Annotated in this window: 22 protein-coding genes; 5 read left to right on the top strand and 17 right to left on the bottom strand. The window is 61.7% G+C overall.

The features are described from left to right. The first annotated feature begins 134 nt into the window (after nt 1-134). Both HZ993_RS16790 and HZ993_RS16785 read left to right on the top strand, forming a co-directional pair. Nucleotides 135-599 (top strand): helix-turn-helix domain-containing protein, encoded by a 465-nt coding sequence (locus HZ993_RS16790; protein ID WP_209393884.1) that lies wholly within the window; start codon nt 135-137, stop codon nt 597-599. After that, complete coding sequence (locus tag HZ993_RS16785; RefSeq protein ID WP_209393883.1) at nt 599-1,174, top strand: PIN domain-containing protein; 576 nt, start codon at nt 599-601, stop codon at nt 1,172-1,174. Before HZ993_RS16790 ends, HZ993_RS16785 begins: the two co-directional genes overlap by 1 nt. A gap of 54 nt (nt 1,175-1,228) precedes the next feature. On the opposite strand, the gene HZ993_RS16780 is transcribed toward HZ993_RS16785, so the two are convergent. Both HZ993_RS16780 and HZ993_RS16775 read right to left on the bottom strand, forming a co-directional pair. Continuing rightward, the gene (locus HZ993_RS16780; protein WP_209393882.1) at nt 1,229-2,722 is read right to left on the bottom strand and encodes a TIGR01777 family oxidoreductase; all 1,494 of its coding nucleotides are present in this window, start codon (nt 2,720-2,722) and stop codon (nt 1,229-1,231) included. Further along, nucleotides 2,719-3,372: a DUF4166 domain-containing protein gene (locus HZ993_RS16775; RefSeq protein WP_209393881.1), complete on the bottom strand. Its 654-nt coding sequence runs from the start codon at nt 3,370-3,372 to the stop codon at nt 2,719-2,721. The genes HZ993_RS16780 and HZ993_RS16775 overlap by 4 nt, the downstream gene beginning before the upstream one ends. A gap of 197 nt (nt 3,373-3,569) precedes the next feature. Here HZ993_RS16775 and HZ993_RS16770 point away from each other — a divergent pair, with 197 nt between their 5' ends. Together HZ993_RS16770 and HZ993_RS16765 are read left to right on the top strand one after the other, a co-directional pair. After that, nucleotides 3,570-5,393 carry a sensor histidine kinase gene (locus tag HZ993_RS16770; RefSeq protein WP_209393880.1) on the top strand — a complete coding sequence of 608 codons (1,824 nt, stop codon included), beginning with the start codon at nt 3,570-3,572 and terminating at the stop codon, nt 5,391-5,393. Continuing rightward, nucleotides 5,390-6,799, top strand: a complete 1,410-nt coding sequence (locus HZ993_RS16765) for a sigma-54 dependent transcriptional regulator (protein ID WP_209393879.1) — start codon at nt 5,390-5,392, stop codon at nt 6,797-6,799. The genes HZ993_RS16770 and HZ993_RS16765 overlap by 4 nt, the downstream gene beginning before the upstream one ends. A gap of 59 nt (nt 6,800-6,858) precedes the next feature. On the opposite strand, the gene HZ993_RS24625 is transcribed toward HZ993_RS16765, so the two are convergent. From HZ993_RS24625 to holA, 4 genes are all read right to left on the bottom strand, one after another. Further along, on the bottom strand, nt 6,859-7,497 hold the full coding sequence (locus HZ993_RS24625) for a PEP-CTERM sorting domain-containing protein (RefSeq protein WP_245213665.1): 639 nt from the start codon (nt 7,495-7,497) through the stop codon (nt 6,859-6,861). Nucleotides 7,498-7,642: 145 nt separating this feature from the next. Beyond that, complete coding sequence (locus HZ993_RS16755; RefSeq protein ID WP_209393878.1) at nt 7,643-7,873, bottom strand: hypothetical protein; 231 nt, start codon at nt 7,871-7,873, stop codon at nt 7,643-7,645. 30 nt (nt 7,874-7,903) lie between these two features. After that, entirely contained in the window at nt 7,904-8,602 is a 699-nt protein-coding gene (locus HZ993_RS16750) for a DUF3334 family protein (RefSeq protein ID WP_209393877.1), read from the bottom strand. A 78-nt stretch (nt 8,603-8,680) separates the two neighbouring features. Beyond that, nucleotides 8,681-9,772 (bottom strand): DNA polymerase III subunit delta, encoded by a 1,092-nt coding sequence (holA, locus tag HZ993_RS16745; protein ID WP_209393876.1) that lies wholly within the window; start codon nt 9,770-9,772, stop codon nt 8,681-8,683. A gap of 87 nt (nt 9,773-9,859) precedes the next feature. Between holA and HZ993_RS16740 the strand changes: the two genes are divergently transcribed. Further along, nucleotides 9,860-10,606, top strand: a complete 747-nt coding sequence (locus HZ993_RS16740) for an ABC transporter substrate-binding protein (RefSeq protein ID WP_209393875.1) — start codon at nt 9,860-9,862, stop codon at nt 10,604-10,606. A gap of 26 nt (nt 10,607-10,632) precedes the next feature. Here HZ993_RS16740 and HZ993_RS16735 read toward each other — a convergent pair whose 3' ends face one another. The 11 genes from HZ993_RS16735 to HZ993_RS16685 all read right to left on the bottom strand — a co-directional run bounded on the left by HZ993_RS16735 (nt 10,633) and on the right by HZ993_RS16685 (nt 19,957). Then, nucleotides 10,633-11,367, bottom strand: coding sequence for an amino acid ABC transporter ATP-binding protein (locus tag HZ993_RS16735; protein ID WP_209393874.1), 735 nt, complete (start codon nt 11,365-11,367; stop codon nt 10,633-10,635). Then, on the bottom strand, nt 11,354-12,004 hold the full coding sequence (locus tag HZ993_RS16730; protein WP_209393873.1) for an amino acid ABC transporter permease: 651 nt from the start codon (nt 12,002-12,004) through the stop codon (nt 11,354-11,356). The genes HZ993_RS16735 and HZ993_RS16730 overlap by 14 nt, the downstream gene beginning before the upstream one ends. Nucleotides 12,005-12,007: 3 nt before the next feature. Beyond that, nucleotides 12,008-12,691, bottom strand: a complete 684-nt coding sequence (locus HZ993_RS16725) for an amino acid ABC transporter permease (RefSeq protein WP_209393872.1) — start codon at nt 12,689-12,691, stop codon at nt 12,008-12,010. Nucleotides 12,692-12,728: 37 nt separating this feature from the next. Further along, complete coding sequence (locus HZ993_RS16720; RefSeq protein ID WP_209393871.1) at nt 12,729-13,541, bottom strand: transporter substrate-binding domain-containing protein; 813 nt, start codon at nt 13,539-13,541, stop codon at nt 12,729-12,731. Next, nucleotides 13,538-14,311 (bottom strand): GntR family transcriptional regulator, encoded by a 774-nt coding sequence (locus HZ993_RS16715; protein WP_209393870.1) that lies wholly within the window; start codon nt 14,309-14,311, stop codon nt 13,538-13,540. The genes HZ993_RS16720 and HZ993_RS16715 overlap by 4 nt, the downstream gene beginning before the upstream one ends. Before the next feature lie 360 nt (nt 14,312-14,671). Next, nucleotides 14,672-15,580: an arginase gene (locus tag HZ993_RS16710; protein WP_209393869.1), complete on the bottom strand. Its 909-nt coding sequence runs from the start codon at nt 15,578-15,580 to the stop codon at nt 14,672-14,674. Then, the gene (locus tag HZ993_RS16705) at nt 15,577-16,515 is read right to left on the bottom strand and encodes an ornithine cyclodeaminase (RefSeq protein WP_209393868.1); all 939 of its coding nucleotides are present in this window, start codon (nt 16,513-16,515) and stop codon (nt 15,577-15,579) included. The genes HZ993_RS16710 and HZ993_RS16705 overlap by 4 nt, the downstream gene beginning before the upstream one ends. A 21-nt stretch (nt 16,516-16,536) precedes the next feature. Then, a complete protein-coding gene (locus HZ993_RS16700; protein WP_209393867.1) occupies nt 16,537-17,310 on the bottom strand; it encodes an ABC transporter ATP-binding protein in 774 nt (257 codons plus the stop codon). Between the two features lie 54 nt (nt 17,311-17,364). Further along, nucleotides 17,365-18,480 (bottom strand): succinylglutamate desuccinylase/aspartoacylase family protein, encoded by a 1,116-nt coding sequence (locus HZ993_RS16695; protein ID WP_209393866.1) that lies wholly within the window; start codon nt 18,478-18,480, stop codon nt 17,365-17,367. Nucleotides 18,481-18,495: 15 nt separating this feature from the next. Next, on the bottom strand, nt 18,496-19,269 hold the full coding sequence (locus tag HZ993_RS16690) for an ABC transporter permease (protein WP_209393865.1): 774 nt from the start codon (nt 19,267-19,269) through the stop codon (nt 18,496-18,498). 1 nt (nt 19,270) lies between these two features. Continuing rightward, on the bottom strand, nt 19,271-19,957 hold the full coding sequence (locus HZ993_RS16685) for an ABC transporter permease (protein ID WP_209393864.1): 687 nt from the start codon (nt 19,955-19,957) through the stop codon (nt 19,271-19,273). Nucleotides 19,958-20,053: the final 96 nt, after the last annotated feature.

The raw sequence follows: 20,053 nt of genomic DNA, 5'->3' as shown, positions 1-20,053 counted from the left end.
CTGACCAGTGAAGAAAGAAACCCCTACGAGAACCCTCGTGAATTCATTGCGAATATTTCGTTTACTGCTAATATTGCGATTGATGCCAATTGAAGTAGTCTGTTTGATTACGATTGCAACTGCAAGGAGGAAGTATGAGTCAACATGTTCTCGATCCAGCCAGCGTGGCTGAGGCGGAAATGGCGGCCGTAGCGCGGGCGTGCCTGGTTTCTGCTTTGGACCATTCAAAAGCTGATCAAATCAAGGTAACCATCGATACTGGCGAGGTGGGGGGCGATATGCCCGTGTTAACGATTCCACCCCGGGCTCTTCGATTCTTCGCGGATGTGTTGCGACAGATGGCGAAGCGAGAGCCAATGCTACTTGTCCCTCAAAAATGCGAGTTGACAACACAAGAAGCAGCAGCGTTCTTAAACGTTTCCCGTCCGTTTGTCATTAAGGAAATCGAGGCCCGGCGATTGAGCTGTCGTCTCGTCAATAGCCATCGACGAATCGAGTTTGAAGCACTGGTCAGGTACCAGGAGCAACAAAAGAAAAGGTCTGAAGATGCTCTCATTAAATTGCGTCAGACTTCTGACGAGATAGGCCAGGAGTTGTAATGGCTGTGAGCGGGCGATACACAGCAATACTTGACGCTTGCGTTCTGTATCCTCGATTGCAGCGAGATGTGCTGCTTAGCCTTGCGCATGCCGATTTGTATACGGCCAGATGGACAGTTGAAATTGAAAGGGAGTGGACAAAAGCGCTACTCAAAAATAAGCCGGGCACTGAAGCCAGTATTGCGCACGCAGTAGAACACATGCGTGCGGCAATACCAGATTGCCTAGTTGTCGAGTACGAAGCATTCATTCCTTCGATTGAGTTGCCAGACCCCAACGATAGGCATGTGCTTGCTGCAGCAATCCGAGGAAATGCGGATGCAATAGTTACTTCAAACACTAAAGACTTCCCGCTTTCTGTTCTGACGCGATTTGATATCGAATTGCAGACGCCAGATCAGTTTGTGAGAAACCAAATAATGTTGAATCCCCCGAAAGCACTTGCAGCAATAAAGAAAATGCGAGTCCGCTGGAATAGACCAGAAATCACCGCAGCGCAAATGGTGGACCTCTTTGAGAGAAGGGAGCTTCCACAAACGGCTGCACACCTAAAGGATGTAATCGATTTGATTTGACGCTTGCAACGATGTCGGGTTGTAGTGCAAGGGTCCACTGCCATCGCAGAGTGTTCATGTCGCCTGAGACAGCCCGGCGGCAATATCGGGGTCTTGGAAAGCCAAGGCCATAAGTGCAGATGTCAGCCGAGGGTAGGCAAACCGGTAACCCGCGGCCACTGCCGCCCGCGGCCTTGCATTCTGGCCATCCAGCAGCAGTGTAGACATCTCCCCCAGTAGAGCGCGCATAGGCGCACCGGGCACACGCATCCAGACGCGCCGGCCAAAGGATGCCGCCAGGGCCTGTGCAAACCGGGCCTGGGATACGGTGTCCGGCGCGACGGCATTGACCGGGCCGCGCAGCGTATCCTGTGCCATCGCAAAACGAACCATACCCACCGCGTCATCCAGGTGTATCCAAGGCGCAGGCTGGCGCCCGCTGCCCAGTACCGCGCCCAACCCCAGGCGGGCGCTGAGGGCCAGCATGGGATACGCACCATCGCCCCCGCCCAGTACGACGCCAAACCGCAAGCGCACAACACGCACACCCAGACCTTCGGCGCGGCGGGCCTCGTGTTCGATGGCAGCGCACAAATCGGACTGGAACTCACCAGGGCGTGGACCAGCGGTTTCGTCCAATGGCTCAAACGATGCATGGGGAGATGCGCCATAGAAGCCTACCGCCGACGCGCTGACCAGTACACGCGGTGGCTGTTGCAGGCGGCGCATCAGGTCCACCACGGCGGCGGTGACACCGACGCGGCTTGCCAGCAATTCACGGCGGCGCGACGCGGTCCATGGCAGGCCCAGTATGCGCGCGCCAGCCAGGTTGACGACGGCGTCTATGCGGGTTTCGCTGGGGATGGCGTCCAAACGGTCGACCACCCATACGCCTGGGCCGAAGGTGGCGCGGGTTTGCAACAGGTCGCGCGAGAGCACGATCACACGTTGGCCATCGCGCAGCAGGTCGGCCACCAAGGCGCTGCCGACAAAACCGGTGGCTCCGGTCACCAACACGGCGGGGGTGATGCGATGGCCATTGGCCAACGGCACCGGTGGTCGCACCTGCGCAGCCATACGATTCAGTTGCAAGACAGCCCGCACATTGCGCACACTCCAGGCCAGCACGCCCACGCCGTAGACCGTGCACAGCCAGGAGATCCAGCCGTGTAGCGTTAACGCCAGAGCGGTATCCCGCTGCGCCCAGCCCCACAACACCGGCGCAAGCAACCCCAGGAACAGGCCGTAGCTGATAGTCAGCACCGTGTGCAGCACACGCTCGAACGGTGGCAGCTTGCGGGTGCGGTCTTCCTCCAGAAAATCGGCCAGCGTGATGCCCAGTTCGGTCAGCAGCATGGCAGCCAATACAGCGGCAAACGCACCACGCCATTCAAACCACGCCAGGCCGATAAAAACGATGCCGTAGATGGCCTCGCGCGCGGCGTGCAGCGCCAACTCGTAGCGGGCCGAGATGCGCTGGGGCAGCTTGGCCTGTAGCTCGTGGTGCCACAGGTTGTCAAAAGCGCCCATAACGGCCTGGACGGACAGCAGAAAAAAAATGGTGTTCATGGTGTTGGGTCGGCAAAGACGCCGGTTTGGTGGAAGGTTTCGCCCCACAGCGGGTGCACCATGGAGAGGGTGAAGCGGAACAGGCCCTCACCGAGGTCGGTGTGCGCCACGCGGCAGGTGCCAGGTGTCAGCAGGGCCGGCACGGGCAGGCGCAGACGGCCCCAGACCAGCCAGAAGCGGCGGCTTTGAAAGACCAGTGCGCCGGCTTCTTCAAACACATCCAACGACATGCTCAGGCCGCCGTCGGTGCGCTCCAGCAGACCGCCGTCGGCACCGAGCTCCTTGGTGGAACGCACGGTGCGGTCGTGGCCCTGGGCGCCAGTGTGGAAGCAGCGTTCCCATATCACGCCGCCGTGGCCGTTGTCGCTGACGCGTACGGTGGTTGGCATGGCGTTGGTGTTGAGGTGGGTCAGAGGGCCGCCCAGCACGCGCGCCAGTGCGGCGTAGATGTGGCCAATAGACGAGCAGCGCAGGTCCATGAGGCCCTCGTACGTCACGTCGGCATGGGCGATGCCAAAGCGGCGTTGCACCGCCGCAGGCAGACGCGACCAGCCGGCGGCACCGACCAGGGCTGGCAGGTCGAGTGCGGTGTTCACTTGCGCTGCGCTGGGGGTCAGGCGGCTGGGCAGGAGGGTGGTCAAGGCAAACATGGAAGGCTCGCTGGAGTTGCTTATGTACTCCTTATTGCGAGAACCGGGCCAGCCCCGGCACCGCTCGCAAGTCCTTGATTTCATTGAAAATCGCTCACCGACCTGCATACTTGGTTTACAGTCCGTAAAGCCCTCATCGTTAACTCCAGGAACAGGTCCCCCGACATGCCCCGCGCCCTCTTAACCGCAGTTCTTCCATGCTGATCCACGCCGTCCTTGGGTTCGCCTTGCTCGAAACGCTGGTTCTGGCCGCCGTGCTGCTGGCCTGGGCGGACCGCGTGGCCGGTGCGCGATTGTTGGCCGCCTTTCTCTTTGGCATCTCGCTGTGGATGACCGGCAACGAACTGCCCAACTGGTTTGGGCCACAGACCGAACAGACGATGATGCTATTGCTGTCCACCGCGCCCTTTACGTCGGTTCTGTTTTTCCACTTCTGCACGGTGTTCTGCCGTGTGGACATTGGCCGTTGGGGCGTCGCTGCGGCCTACGCGCTGGGCGCGGGCGCCAGCATCGCGGCCATGGTCATGGTGCCGGGCCACATCGTGCAGCACCGCGACATTGGCTGGATCGCCATTGCCGACACTGTGGGTTTCGTCGCCAGCATGGCCTGGGTCATCCTGGGCATTGGCGGGGTGGCCGTGTTGCTGACAGCACTTTTACGTGCGCACCGCGCGCAAGACCAACAGAAGTTTCGCCAGATCGCTGCCGTCGCCGCGTCCTGCCTGTGGGGCATGGTCTGCCTGGCCGGGTATGGCATGGCTGTGCTGGACCTGCCCATCTACCCGTTTCCGCTGCTGGGGCTGCCGCTGTACTCGCTGATCCTGGTCTACGGCATCCTGCGCTACGGCGTGTTTGTGGCCAACGCCTGGGCGCGCCGCGCGCTGGTCTGGGCGTTGCTGCTGGCCCTGGGTGCGGTGGTGGTGGTGGTGACGCCCCTGCTGCTGCCATTTGAATCCCGTTGGCTGGGCGGGCTGGCGGTGGCGGCCAGCGTGCTGGCGCTGAACGGTCCGGTGCGGCGCTTTGCCGAGCGGCTGGTGTACCCCGGTGGTGAGGTGTCGATTGCCGACCTGGGTGCCTGGCGCACCGCCTTGCAGTCGGCCGAGACCCCGCAGGCGCTGGCCCAGCAGGCTGCAACCTTGCTCAGCAACCGCATCGGCACGCAGGTGGACGTCTACATCGGCGACACATCGAACACCACCACCAGCACACCACAACTTGTCTGCAACACCAGCAGCGGGGGCTGGAGCACCACGCTGATGGGTTGGGACGCCGCCCCACCCGGGCCCCGCCATGTGGCCGAACTGTTTGGCACCGTGGTGGCAGAAGCCGCGGCACGCGTAGACCAGGCCCAGCAGTTCGCGACCCGTGAACGCGAGCGCCAGTTGCAGGCGCGCCTGGCCGAGCTGGGCGCGCTGGCGGCCACGGTCGCCCACGACATCCGCAACCCGCTGAACATCATCTCCATGTCGGTGGCTACAGCACCCACCGACACGCGGCGCGAGGTGGCAGACCAGGTGGGGCGCATCGCCAATCTGACACGCGACTTGCTGGACTACGCCAAGCCGTGGAAGCTGAGCACCATTCGCATGGACCTGGCCGCCCAGGTGCGCGCGGCTGCCTTGCGCCTACCCGATGTGAGCCTGGGCACCGGGCTGGACCAGCCCCTACTGCTGGACGCCGACCCGCGGCGTGTGGACCAGGTGTTGACCAACCTGTTTGAGAACGCGCGTATTGCCATCGCATCCACCCACAGCCCCATGCACATCGATGCCGAGACAACCGACACCGAAGTGCTTCTGCACATCTGCGACAACGGCCCCGGTGTGCCGGAAGAAATCCGCAGCCGCCTGTTTGAACCCTTTGCGTCGCGCAGCCCCGGCGGCACCGGTCTGGGCCTGGCCATCGTGGCGCGCATCATGGCGGCGCATGGCGGCTCGGTGGCACTAACCGAACGCGCGCCCTGGCGCACCTGTTTCACGCTGCGGTTTCCGCTGACGACAACCATCACCACCCCACCATGACCACCCTGCCAACCGACAACACCGAGACCGCCGCTGCAACCGAGCCCGAGATGGGCCACGTGCTGCTGGTCGACGACGAGGTCGCCTTCCAGCGCCTGGGCGGCAACTTCCTGCGCGGCCTCGGCCACACCGTCACGCTGGCCGGTGATGGCGCGCAGGCGCTGGCCGCGTTTGCCCAACAGCAACCCGAGCTGGTGCTGCTGGACCTGGCCATGCCACCGCACATGGACCCCGAGATCGGCCTGGAGCTGATCCCCCGGTTCGCACGTGTGCCGGTCGTGGTGCTGACCGGCCATGGCGACCACACACTGGCGCTGCGTGCCACCGAACTCGGCGCCTGGGACTTTCTGACCAAGCCGATAGACCCCGACATGCTGCGTTTTGTCGTCGCCCGTGGCCTGCGCAAGGCGCGGCTGGATGCGGAGCTGAACTCGCTGCGTGCTGATCAGGCGGTGGACGACCTGGGCATGGTTGGCCAGGCGCCGGCCACCGTGCAATTGCGCGCACTGGTGCGCCGCGTGGCACAAACCACGGTCAGCGTGCTGGTGCTGGGGCCAACCGGCACAGGCAAGGAGCTGGTCGCCCGCGCCTTGCACGCCTGCAGCGCGCGCCGCACCGGACCGTTTGTGGCCATCCACTGCGGCGCCTTATCGGCCGAGCTGCTGGAGAGCGAACTCTTTGGCCACATGAAGGGCAGCTTCACCGGCGCTTACCGCGACCAGCCGGGCCTGGTCGAGGCCGCACACGGCGGAACTTTGTTTCTGGACGAGGTCGGCGAAATGCCGCCACCCATGCAGGTCAAGCTGCTGCGTTTTCTACAGGAGGGCGCTTTTGTGCCGGTGGGTGGCCGCGTGCAAAAACATGCCGACACCCGCGTGGTGGCCGCCACCCACCGCGACCTGGAGGCCATGGTGCGCGAGGGCACATTCCGCGAGGATTTGTTTTACCGGCTCAAGGGTGTGGTGCTGCGCACCCCGGCGATGGCCGAGCGCCCCGCCGACATCCCGCTACTGGCCACGCGTTTTCTGCACCGTGTGGCGCCACGCGCCGCGTTGTCGGCCGGAGCCCTTGCCTGGTTGATGGCGCGCGACTGGCCGGGCAATGTGCGCGAGCTGAAGGCGGTGGTGGAATCCGCGGGTGCGCTGCTGCTGCCGGACCAGCGTGCGGTGGATGCCGAACTGCTGCGTCTGGCCAGCGGGGACATGGGTGATGCCGCACCGCGCACCGAGTTCCCCGCCCATGGCGAGGGCGCCGGTCCGTTGGATGCCGCACTATTGGAACTGGAACTGCGCCTGGTGCGTGACACCATGCTTGCTGCGGGTGGCAACCAGTCGGAGGCGGCGCGGCGCCTGGGCATCTCGCGGGTGGGGCTGATCAAGAAGCTGACGCGACTGGGCTTGCGTTGAATCACCATAAAAAACGGGGCCAAAGCCCCCGTTTAAGTGCCTGCTAAGCAGCGCGCAGATTAAGCGTTTTGCTTTTGTTTACGGCGGCGGGCGATGGCGCCAATCAAACCCAGACCGGCCAGCATCATGGCGTAGGTTTCGGGTTCGGGCACTGGAGACACCGACGTGATACCAACCTTGGATCCGAAGCCGGCCTCATTGGTCAAGGTATACGTGCCATACCGGGTTTCGCCATTGGAGAAGACTGCCGAAACGGTAGCACCGACAAAACCATTGCCGTTGATGCCCGTGCAATCGATGCAGCTAAAGAAATCGGTATCCACGCCAAAGATGAACCGCTCGCCGGATGAAAAGGAATTCGCGCCAAACAGGATCGTCAAGGACTGCAAACCATCCTGGAATGCATTGGTGGGGAACATGGCACCCACGTCGTCGCTGGCGGCACCTTGTTGCAGGCCCGAACTGGAAGCGCCGGGGCCTGCATTGGTGGTGTCAAAGAAGCCGCCGATGGGTGTCAGGTTCCATGTCAGCGAGGTGATGTACTCACCCGCTGTCGAGTCGTTCATAAATTGGAACGCATTGTTGGTGGCAAACGTTGTGCCCGAAATGATCTTGCCGCTGGCCGCTGTACTGGCGTGACCGGATGTAGCGGACAAAAGTGTGATGGCCGCAGCCGCCACGAGTTGTGTGATCTTCATAAAAACTCCCTGAAAGTTGACAACAAAGAAGACGCAAAAGTTTTCTTCTGCGCCTGCGCCCCGACCGCATCGCAAAACGCGATCGAGAGCCGCTGTCGGTTTTTACAGGGATTGGTCAGGCCCTTCAATAGTCCATTCGGATCATTCAGGTCTGGTGGGGGCCAGCACCCGCACTGTAGTCCCGCGCCTTGGCCCGTTCAATAGCTTGCACAACCTGCAAGCCCGCAGCTCGGGTGTCTTCGGAATCCAGGGTGCATTGGTAGTCACTCAGGGCAAGTACGGTTTCTTCGAGCGCGTTGCGCAGATCGACCAAGCGCTGGACCAGGCAGGCAAGGTCCGGGGGCAGGGGTTTCAACGGCTGTGGTTCTTGATCCATGGTCCCATCCCCCTGGCTAATTGTTGGTGTCTACATGCCCAGTGACTTCAGCAGTTCGTCCTGGTCCGTGTTGGCCTCGGGTGCTGCGGCCGGGCCAGCAGGTCCTGCCGCTTTCGCCTGGGCCAACACCTCGTCTGGATTGATAGTCTCGGCGACTTCGAAGTCGTGCAGTTTGATGAATTCGGTGCGGTCTATCGCCAGCTCCAGATAAAAGATATTGTTTTTGCCCGTGTAGAAGGTCACGCGGCGCGACTCAGGTTTGTCCAGCTGGGTGTCTACACTGAGCACCACCTGTTTGTTCAACACCAGCATCTTGGGCTGGTTCTGCGTGATATTGGTTTGCAGTTCGCGGCGCACCTTGCCGGTGAAATCACCCACGATCTGGTTCATCAGTTCACCCATGATGTTGCCCACCTCGTCCGACGTGTGGGCGCTGGCCAATTCACTCTTGGGCATGCCCATGTTGAGCATGTAACTCTCGTACAACTCCATGGCCGTTGCGGCCGAAAAATTGAGCACCACCAGGCCGGAGAAACCGCCGTCAAAGAGAACAAAACAACCGATGTCGGGCTTGAGGCAGGTCTTGGTGATGCGCTGCACCATGCCAGAGTAATGGATCTCGGAGGTGGTGGCCACGGTCAGCACACGGGTGACCGAGTTACACAGGCTGGTCAGAATGTCTTCTGTCCCGTACACCACCGTCGATTCTTGCCAATTTTTGTTGTCCATAACGCGCCTCGGTAGCCTAAAAGCCAAATGTACAACGGGTATGGCGCAGGGGCCAGTAAAAAAACATGGCCCTGCCAACTACCGGGTTGGACGGGTCGGCGCAGCCGGTGCCGCGCACAAGCCACACAATTGCAGTGCCAGGCGGTGCAGTGCCTGCCAGCCGGACGTAGGCCAGTCCGGCTGCTTCAGGCCTTTGACAATGCCATCCACCACATGGGCGCTTTGCAGCAGCTGCGCCAGCGCGGTTTCGCTCAAACGCGGCAACACCCGTTCAAACAACCGCTCCTTGGCACCCCAAACCCGCTGCTCTCGCAGGGCCATCGGCAGCGGGCGGCCCTGGCCCATCGCGTCCTTGACGCGCTTGAGCGCGCGTATGTCTTCGCTCAAGGTGTAGTGCACCAGCACCTCGGCCTCGCCCTCAGCCTGCAAGCCGTCCAACATGCGCTGCACACGCAGTGCCTGGCCGCCCAACACAGCCTCGCTGAGCTTGAAGACGTCGTACCGCGCCACATTCATCACGGCGCTTTCCACCTGCTCAAAGCTGAGTACGCCGCCGCCGGGGCCGTCTGCCGGAAACAACAGGCTTAGTTTCTGAATCTCCTGGTGTGCCGCCAGCAAATTGCCCTCGACCCGGTCGGCAAAAAACTGCAGCGTGCGCTGGCCTTCTTCTCCCGCCGCGACACGCTGACCCTGGGTGGACAGGCGTTGCGCAATCCACTGCGGCAACGCCGCGCGCTCCACCGGCTCCACCTGCAGGGTGATGCCAAAACTCTCCAATGCTGCAAACCACGCGCCGGACTTGGTCATCTTGTCCAGCTTGGGCAGCAAAACGATGGTCAGTGTGGAGTCATTGCCCTGCGACATCTCGGCCAGTTGCTGCAAGGCCACGCTGCCATCCTTACCGGGTTTGCCCGAAGGGATGCGGATCTCCACAATTTGCTTGTCGGCAAACAGGCTCAGTGATCCACCGGCTGCCAGCACCTCGCTCCAGTCAAAGTGGGCGCCCGCCACTGTGTGGGAGGTGCGCTCGGTAAAGCCCTGTTGGCGCGCCACGGCGCGGATCGCGTCCAGCGCTTCTTGTTGCAACAGTGGCTCGTCGCCGTGCACGGTGTACAGGCTTTTGAGTCCACGCTGCAAATGGTTGCTGAGTTGGTTGGCGGCGAGTTGCATGGTGGCAGTTTAGCGTGCCGGTCTTTGGCTGTTGTGCCATGGGCTGTGGTACTGTCAACACCACTTTTTCCGGGGATAGTGAACGATATGGAGTCTCACGTGGTGCGCGGCTTGTTATGCCTGTTCTTCGTGTGTGGTGCACACGCCATGGCAAGTGAACGTATTCGCATTGGCGCAGAAGACGACTGGAGCCCTTATTCCTCGTCCGTGAAAGGCAAGCCTCAGGGGTTTGCCGTTGATCTGGTGCGTGCCGCATGGGCCGCCGCTGGTGTAGAGGTAGAACTGGTGCCCCTGCCCTACGCACGGTGCATGAAAGAGGTGGACCGGGGTGACCTGGCCGGTTGCTTCAATACCCTGCGCGACCCGGTGCAAGAATCCCGCTACCGCTGGCACCAGCAAGCCCTGTTCCAGGCGCGTATAGGAATTTATGGCCGGGTTACACCGGGTGTAGTACCCAAACCCCTGGGCTTGGAAGGCCTGCGTGGCAAACGCATTGGCACCACCCACGGTTACGACTACGGTGCCGCCTTTGATGGTGACCCCACCATGCTGCGCGACGAGGCGCCGTCTGATTTGTCGTCGCTGCGCAAGCTGGTGGCCGGCCGTGTGGACTATGCGCTGGTGTTTGACCGGGTGGCCAACGCCATCGCCAAATCGCACCCGGACCTGGGGAAAGGTTTTGCGCTGCACGGTGTGTTGGTGGCACCGCAGCTGTACCTGTCTTTCTCACCCAAGTATCCCGACATTGACCGCATGGTTTCGCTCTTTGACCAGGGTCTGGCCAAGGTTCGCAAATCAGGGGAGTACGCACGCATAGAGGCCAAGTGGCGCTGAACGCCTGCACGCAGCCCGCGATACCGTCAGTCGTGCAGCGAACTCAGGAACTGCTTTAGCTCTGCCGTCTGCGGATTGGCAAACAACTCCGCAGGTGCACCCATCTCATGCACCAGACCCTGGTGCATAAAGATGACACGGTCAGCCACCTTGCGGGCAAAGTTCATTTCGTGCGTGACCATCAGCAGGGTCATGCCCTCGTCGGCCAGGGTCTCCACCACGCGTAACACCTCACCCACCAGCTCCGGGTCCAGCGCGCTGGTGATTTCGTCGCACAACAATACCGCGGGCTCCATGGCCAGCGCACGGGCAATGGCCACGCGCTGCTGCTGCCCGCCGGACAGCTGTTCGCCAAAGGCGTCAAACTTTTCTGCCAAGCCCACACGCTCCAGCAGCTTGCGCGCCATGGCTTCGTTGGCGGCTGCGTCTTTCTTCTTGACCAAACCCGGTGCCAGCATGATGTTCTTTCCCACCGTGAGGTGGGGGAACAAATTGAAGCTCTGGAACACCATGCCCACGTGCTGGCGCAGTTCACGCATGGCGGCGGCGTTCTTGTACAGCAGGGGTTTGCCGTCCACGGTGAGGCTGCCGCTCTGGAATTCTTCCAGCCCGTTGATACAGCGTAAGAGCGTGCTTTTGCCCGAGCCACTTTTGCCGATGATGGCAATCACCTCACCCGGTTGCACCTGCAGGTCTATGCCCTTGAGCACTTCGTTGGCGCCATACGACTTGCGCAGGCCCGTGATTTCAACGATGGACATGGATCTTCCTCTCCAGGTGCTTGGCGTACAGGCTGATGGGGTAACACAGCAAAAAGTACATCACTGCGACGCAACTAAAAATCAGGAACGGGCTGTAAGTGGCATTGGCAATGGTCTTGCCCACCTTGGTCAGCTCCATAAAACCGATCACGGAAGCCAGCGCCGTGCCCTTGATGACCTGCACCAGAAAACCCACCGTGGGAGGCACCGCAATGCGGACGGCCTGCGGCAGGATGATGTAGCGCAGTTGTTCGTAAAAGCTCAGCGCCAGGCTCTCGGATGCCTCCCACTGGCCGCGGGGAATGGCTGCCACACAACCACGCCAGATTTCGGTGAGAAAGGCGCTGGCATACAGGGTGAGCCCAATGCCCGCTGCCACCCAGGGCGAGGTGTTGATGCCAAACAAACCCAAACCGTAGTAGGCCAAGAACAGTTGTACCAAGAGCGGGATGCCCTGGAACAGTTGCACGTAGGCCGCAACCAGTGGCTCGACCGCAGGCAGCTTGGTCAGGCGCAGCATCAGCAAGAGCAGGCCCACTGTGCTGCCGCCGATGAAAGCGATCAGTGACAGGCCAATGGTCCAGCGGCCCGCCAGCAGCAGGTTGCGGATGATGTCCCAGAGCGAGAAGTCAACCATGGTCTACCTCCTGCCAAACAAAAACTTGGCGCCCGCCCAGTTGAGCAATTGCCGCGTGCCAATGGAGAGCACCAAGTAGATACCGCCCACCACAATGAAGGCCTCAAACGAGCGGAAGTTGTTGCTCTGAATCAGGTCCGCGGAGTAGCTCAGCTCCTGGGTCGAAATCTGCCCGCAGACCGAGGAGCCCAGCATCACGATGATGATCTGGCTGACCAGGCTGGGCCACACCTTCTTCAAGGCCGGTGGCAGCACCACCCACACAAAGGTCTGGGTTCGGTTGAGTGCCAGACTTTGCGCGGCTTCGATCTGGCCCTTGGGCGTGGCCTCCAGCCCCGCGCGGATGATCTCGGCGGCATAGGCCCCCAGGTTGATCACCATGGCGATGACGGAAGCTGTCTCGGCAGAAATCTTGACACCCGCAGCCGGCAACCCAAAGAAGATGAAGAACAGCTGCACGATGAAGGGTGTGTTGCGGATCAGCTCCACATAGCCGCCCACGGCGGCTTGCAACCAGGCCGGGGCGAGGTTGGCGCCAAAGCCACGCGCACGCACCCAGGCGCAGGCCGTACCCAGCAGCGTGCCCAGCAGCACCGAGATGGCGGTTAGCGAGAGGGTCCAAGCCACACCAGTCAGCAAGAGCGGCCACTGGGATAGCACCGCCATAAAGTCGAGTTGAATCCGCATCGCGATGCCGTCAGAGCTTCAACAGAAGATTCAGCGCTTAGATGGGGAGGTCACCGGCAGGGCGACCCAGCCATTTCTTGGCCAGCGCGTCCAGCTCGCCGGTCTTCTTGGCCTCGGCCACGATGTCATTCACCTTGGCCTTGAGCTTGTCTTCGCCCTTGGCTACACCAATGAAGTTGGGGCTTTCTTTGAGCAACAGTTTGTATTCGCTGGAGAGTTGCGGGTTCTTGGTCATCATGTTGCCGGCCACCGAGGCGCCCAAGGCCACGAACTGCACCTGGCCGGACACAAAGGCGGCAATGGTGGCGTTGTTGTCTTCAAAACGTTTGGTGTCCACGCCAGCGGGTGCAACCTTGCCCAGCTCTTGGTCTTCCATCGCGCCACGGGTTACACCCACGGATTTGCCGGCCAGATCGGCAAAGCTCTTCACGGGAATATTTTTAGGGCCAAACACGGCCTGGAAGAACGGCGAATAGGCGGATGCAAAGTCGATGACTTTTTCGCGGTCCGGGTTTTTGCCCAAGGTAGCAATCACCAGATCAGCCTTGCGGGTTTGCAGGGCAGGGATGCGGCTGGCACTGACCACCGGCACCAGTTCCACGGCCACGCCCAGCTTCTTGCCAATGTAATTGGCCATGTCGATATCCAAGCCAATGGGTTTGAGATCGGTGCCAACAAATCCATAGGGCGCGGAGTCGGTTTGCACGGCGACCTTGAGCACTTTGCTTTTCAGCACGTCATCCAGCGCGGTTTGCGCCTGGGCGGCGGTGGCGGTGGCGGTGGCGGTCAGCATGGCTGCACAGGCCAATGCCAGACTGAAGTGGCGTTTGTTGAGTTGAACCAGTTTCATAACAGAGCTCCTAGGTAGGTGGATGGGTCTTTGGGGGATTTCTTGGAAGGGCTTGTATGCAAGTCCTGTGCCGGTGTGGCGCCGGCGGTGGCAGATGCGCCAGACAAAGGTTTGAGCGCGTGGCGAAGTTCGGCCAGCGGGTCGCCACTGGCGGTTTCCAGCTTGAGCGCGGCCTGCACATGACCGATATGGGTTTGCATCAGTTGCTCGGCGCGCGCCCAGTCGCTCTGTTCGAGCGCCGCCACAATCTCCACATGCTCCGCACACGAATGCGCGGCGTCGTGGGACGACTGGTACAACATCGCAATCAGCGTGGTGCGCGCCGTGAAGTCGCGTAGCGTGTCGGCCAGCAGGTTATTGCCCAGGCATTCGGCCAGACACACATGAAAATCGCCCAACAGGAAGCTGCGCAGACCCACGTCGTCGCCTTTGACCGCTGCCTTCTCCTTGGCAAGATGGGCCTTGAGTTGTTTGATTGCAACTTTGCTGACGGAGGTGGTGCAGCGGATCAGGCCCATCTCGATGACGCGACGGGCCTCAAAGGCTTCACGCGCTTCGGACAGCGAGGGTTCAATCACATACCAGCCACGCCGGCTGCTGACGGTGACGATGCCGCGGGCGGCCAACTGGGTCAATGCCTCACGCACGATGGTGCGGCTGCAATCAAACAACATGGCCAGCTGCTGCTCCCCGAGGCGTGCGCCGGGGGCCAGCTTTTGGGCCATGACGGCTTCAATGATGCGGTTGCTGATGTCGGTTGCGCTGGTCATACCCGCAAGCTGTGAGCAACTTGTATGCCACTTGCAAGTCACTGGTATACAAGATTTGCGCACCCAAACTGTGAACCACACGCCCACCAGCATGCGCGACGCACCTGTAAAGTGCGCCGTCGGACAGCTACATCCCGCTGCGTTTTGTGCTGACGTTCCGGCGGGATGCGGTAACGCAGGGCTTCAAGTACGCGACCGGCAGCGTTGCGCCCAAGGCCAGGCTGCCGGTTCAGCACAACCGGAATACTATAAAAACAATAGCGTATTATTTATATTACTCGGGGGCTAGAGGCCGATTTGGCTTAAAGAGTTGCCGCAAATGGCATTCAGATCCATGCCAATGCCAATACCCGCAGTCTCTCAGGCCGCCAGGGCCTGCACCGGTTCTCCGGGAGCCAGTGCCGCGCACACCAGTTGTTTGGCGGCCTCTGCCGTGTGGCCACCAAAATCGCGCAAGGGGTTGTATTCGGCCAGCTCCATGGCCACAAAGGTCGGGTCAGTGCTGCACTGTGCCAACACCGGCAACGCGTCGGCCAGGCGGATGCCGGTCTCTACTGGCGTGCCGGTGCCCGGTGCATCGAGTGGGTCCAGCCCATCCAGGTCCAGCGTCAGGCCCCAGCCTACGGTGTCGCGCGTGACCTGGTTGCGGGCCTCGTTGAAGCAAACCGCAAAGCTGCGGTCCAACACTTCTTCCATGGTCATCACCCGCACATTGAGCGCCGCGAGCAGTTCGGCCTCGGCCGGCTCGTAACTGCGGGCACCGATAACCACCACGTTGTGGGGCAACAGTTTTCCGCGCCAACCGTACAACGCGGCCATGCCGTCGGACCCGTGGCCCAGCAGCGCGGCCAGCGGCATGCCGTGCGGCGCCTGGCTGTCCGATGTCTGCGGTGTGTGGGCATCCATGTGGGCGTCTATCCAAATCAGGCCCAATCGCCCAACCGGGCGCAAAAACTGGGCCACACCACTCCAGGTGCCGGCCGCGCTGGAGTGGTCACCACCCAGCACCAGGGGTTGTTTGCCATCCCGCAGCGTTTTCTCCACCGCGGCGGCCAGGCGCAACGAGAAGTGTTCGATCGCGTCCAGGCGATTGCTGGCACGCAGGGGCTGGGCGGTCACAGGATCACCCCAGGTCACCACCCGCCCGGTCGCCGACAGCGCCAGCTGTATGCCGCGTTCGCGCAGGGCTGGCTGCGCCCATTTACAACCACCATCGCTGGCGCCCTCGCCCACTTCGGCACCTATCAGTTGCAGTACACGTGTATTCATGCGGCTTGGCGCAGCGCGGGGCGTGCGGTGGTTGCAAAAGCGAACAGGTCTTTGGGGGCACGCAACGCGGGCACCAGGTAGGCCGTGCTGCCAATGCCCATTTTTCGGGACAGGTTGTGGATGTAACGCAGGGCCGACAAGTCTTCCAGCACAAACCCGACCGAGTCAAACAGCGTGACTTGCCGGGCCGTGTCGCGACCCGGCAGTTGGCGTGCCAATACCTTCCACAAGGCGTGGGCCTGAAAGTCGTCCGGCATTTGCTGCAGCTCGCCTGCCACGCGGGCCTGCGGCTCGTATTCCACAAACACTTTGGAGCGCAGCAGGATGCTGGGCTGCAGCTCGGTCTTGCCGGGACCATCACAACCCACCGCATTGATGTGCATGCCTGGTTCGATCAGGTCATCGGTCAGTATGGTGGCATTGGCCTTGTCGGCCGTGGCGGTGGTCACGATGTCGGCGCCGCGCACGGCTTCGCGTATGGACGCCGCACGCACGATGCGTACGGTGCCGCGCTGGGCATAGGGCGCCAGATTGTTGACCAGCTTGTCGGTCGCCTGGCGGTCCACATCAAACACCCGCAGTTCGTCGATGCGCAACTGGGTCATGAAGGCAATGGCCTGGAACTCGCTCAGTGCACCATTGCCGATCAAGGCCATGCTGCGGCTGTTGCGGCGTGCCAAAGCCTTGGCCGCCAGCGCCGAGGTGGCGGCCGTGCGCAAAGCGGTGGTGATGGTCCGCTCACTCACCAGAGTGGGATAACCCGTGGCACCATCGGCCAGCACCCCACAGGCCATGGCAGCGCGCGGAAACGTGTCACAACCCGCCCAGCGCACAAAGTCCGTACGGATGCACTCGGCCATTTCAGCCATCATGCGTTCAATACCATGGTGCAGCACCAGTTGCTGCATGTCGGCCACGTCGATGTAGCGGGTCATGGATGGGGCTCCTCGGTGGATTTACTTCAGGCTGTTGGACAAAAAGGCGCGCAGGCGCTCGCTGCGCGGACGCGACAACACCTCGGCCGGGTCCCCCTGCTCCTCGATCTGCCCCTTGTGCAGAAAGACCAACTGGTTGCTGACCTCGCGCGCAAAACCCATCTCGTGCGTCACCACCACCATGGTGCGGCCTTCTTCGGCCACAGATCGCATCACGCGCAGCACCTCACCCACTAGCTCGGGGTCCAGCGCCGAGGTGGGCTCGTCAAACAGCATGACCTTGGGCTCCATGGCCAGGGCACGGGCAATGGCAACCCGCTGTTGTTCACCGCCCGAAAGATGGGCCGGAAAGGCGTCCTTGCGGTGGTACACGCCTACACGCTGCAGGTAGGCATGGGCACGCTCGGTGGCCTCGGCCTTACTCAACCCCAAGGCGTGGATGGGCGCTTCGATCACGTTCTCCAGCGCCGTCATATGGGCCCACAAATTGAAGTGCTGGAACACCATGGAGACTTGGGCACGCAGCTGTTGCAGCTGGGCCTGGCTGCTGACCTTGAGGGCACCCTGCTTGTCGGGCACCATCTGCAACTCTTCGCCGTCCAGCACGATACGCCCCGCGTTGGGCTGCTCCAGCAGATTGAGGCAGCGCAAAAACGTGCTTTTGCCGGAACCGCTGGAGCCGATCATGGAGATCACGTCGCCCTTGTTGGCGGTGACGCTTACGCCCTTGAGCACTTCGTTGCTGCCAAAACGTTTGCAGATGTCCAGTCCTTGCAGGATGGTGTGGGATGACATGGAAATATCTCTCAAAGTGGTGTGATGGGGAGCCAAGCGCTGAGGGCTTAAGGCTTAGGGGCTGAGCAACTTTCCAGTGCGCGCCAGCGAAGTGCCGGCAATCTTGGCCAGGCGTTTACCCGGCACAGCCCAGCGCGAGCCACAACGGGCATACAACAAACCGTCGGACTTGCAGCGCAGCTGGGTCACATTGCCGGTCAGCGCGTCCACCACATCCGCAATCACATCCCCCGCCACCACCCGTTCACCGGGCGTGCGGTGGAACACCACCACCCCCGCATGGGGCGCGGTGATGGGCTCGGAGCCTGACAGCGGCGTGGGCACACACTGGGGGCTGCGCAGCGACTCGGCCATGCCGGTCAACACACCGCGCTGCGCCAGAAAGGCACACAGACCCTGCGCGTCCTGTTCGGCCAGCAGGTGGCTGGTATCGGCCTCGCCCCGCAACTCCACCGTAGCGCCAAAACAGGCCAGGTCGATCGGATACTCGGGCAGCAGCTTCTGCAACTCAAACCAGGGCCGGGTGCAGGCTTCGTCGAACGGGGAGTCACCCGACTCGGTGGCCAGCAACAGGGCCCGGGCACCCAGCGCCGCGCCGAGCTGCTCGGCGATGGCGGCCTGCGGCGTGAGGGCATACACATGCATCACCGCGTCGGTGTCGCAGTGCAGGTCCAGCACCACATCGGCATCCACGGCCATGCCCAGCAGTTTGATTTTCAGATCCTGTGTGGGATTGGCGGCGGTCAATGCATCCACCGCCTGCACCAGGGCCTTGCGGATGGTCTGCGTGTTGTGCGCCATGTCCTGGGTCAAGCTTGGGAGCACACGCTCTGCCACCTTGGCGGCCAGTTCGGCATAGCCCCGGTTGAAGTTGCCACCGTCGCGCAGGTCAAAACGCCCCTGGTGTTGGCCCAACAAGGTTTGTCCCAAGCCTATGGGGTTGGCAAAGGGCACCAGCACAATTTCACCGGCGATACGGCCCTCAACTTCGGCTTGTGACAGCAAAGGCACCAAATGCTGGGCCACCAGAATAGCGGGCACTTCATCGGCGTGCAGCGCGCTTTGGATGTAGACCTTGGGCCGGGCGCCGGGCTTGCCAAAACGCAGGACTTGCAAGGACTGGCGAATGCCGGGCGATCCGCTTTGGAGTTCGATGGTTTGGGTTTGCATGGGTAAAAAGGCGTTTTAGGAAGTCTTGGCGGCAGGCCGCGGTGTGGGTGATGCCGCGGCAACGGCTTGCAGGGTATGGGGAGCGGCTTTGACGGTGCGGTTCTGCTGTGGCTGCAGGTGGCGCAGGAAGCGACGTTCCAGCAGCTTGAAGAGGCCAACCAGGCTGAAGGTCAGCACAAAGTAGATGACGGCCGCCACACCAAAGGACTCGGTCACCAGCAAGGTGTTGGCATATACGTCGCGCGCCACCCGGGTGATGTCCACCAGCGTGACCGTGCTGGCAATGGCCGTGGCGTGCATCAGGCCCACCACCTCGTTGCTGTACTGCGGCAGCGCACGGCGCAGCGCACTGGGCAACAAGATACGGCGGTACAGCGTGAAGCCGCTGAGGCCATAACTGCGGGCCGCTTCGATCTCGCCGTTATTGGTGGCTTTGAGCGCGCCGGCAAAAATCTCGGTGGTGTAGGCGGTGGAGTTCAGCGTGAACGCCAGCCAGGCGCAGAACCAGGCATTGCGCAGCAACACCCAGGCTGCACTCTCCCGCACGGCTTCAAACTGGGCCAGGCCGTGGTACAGGATGAACAGCTGCACCAGCAATGGTGTGCCGCGCAGCACATAAGTATAGAACCACACGGGTTTGGACAACCAGGGTTTGGCCGATACCCGTGCTACCGCTAGCGGCACGGCCAGTACAAACGAGCTCAGCAGGCTGATGACCAACAGGACCAGCGTGGTGCGGATGCCTTCCACATACAGCGGCAGGCTTTCAAAAATGGTTTGCCATTGCATGTCAGAACTGCACTTTCTTCACGCCCAGGCTGAAGCGCGCTTCTACACGCGACAGGGCAAAGATGGAGACACTGGTCAGCGTCAGATAAATCAGCGCCACGGCCACATAAAAGGTGAAAGGCGCGCGGGTAGACGCTGCAGCCAGGCCGGCGCGGTGCACCATGTCGTCCAGCCCGATGATGGACACCAGTGCCGATGCCTTGATCATGATCAGCCAGTTGTTGGCAAAGCCGGGGATGGCATGGCGCACCATTTGCGGCAGCACGATACGCCGCCACACCATATTGCGTGACATGGCAAATGCCAGGCCGGCCTCCGCCTGCCCCTTGGGTACGGCCAGAATGGCCCCGCGGAAAGTTTCGGTCAGGTAGGCGCCAAAGATAAAACCTATGGTCAACACACCAGCAATGAACGGCGGGATGTCGATGTAGTCCCAGCCTTGGGATTCGGCCAGTTTGTTGATGCCGATCTGGCCGCCGTAGAAAATCAGCAGCATCAGCACCAGCTCGGGCATGCCACGGATCAAGGTGGTGTAGACCTCGGCGCTCCAGCGGGCCGCGCGCGAGCCCGACAACTTGGCGGCAGCGCCTATCAGGCCGAAGACACAGGCTATGGCGAGTGACAGGGCTGAGACGCGCAGCGTCAGGCCCAGCCCCTCCAGAATGGCTGGCAAATAACCGTAGAGCACAGTAGGCCTCGATTGCTATTGAATTAGGAGCAGGTAGCATCCATTTGACGGGGGCTACCTGCCGATTTGACCAACCAGGGTGTGGTTGGTGGGTGC

The sequence above is a fragment of the Rhodoferax sp. AJA081-3 genome (assembly GCF_017798165.1).
In the GTDB taxonomy this organism is placed as follows: Bacteria; Pseudomonadota; Gammaproteobacteria; order Burkholderiales; family Burkholderiaceae_C; genus Allorhodoferax.
Note: the sequence above shows the minus strand (reverse complement) of the source record. Positions and strands in the feature narration are given on the sequence as shown.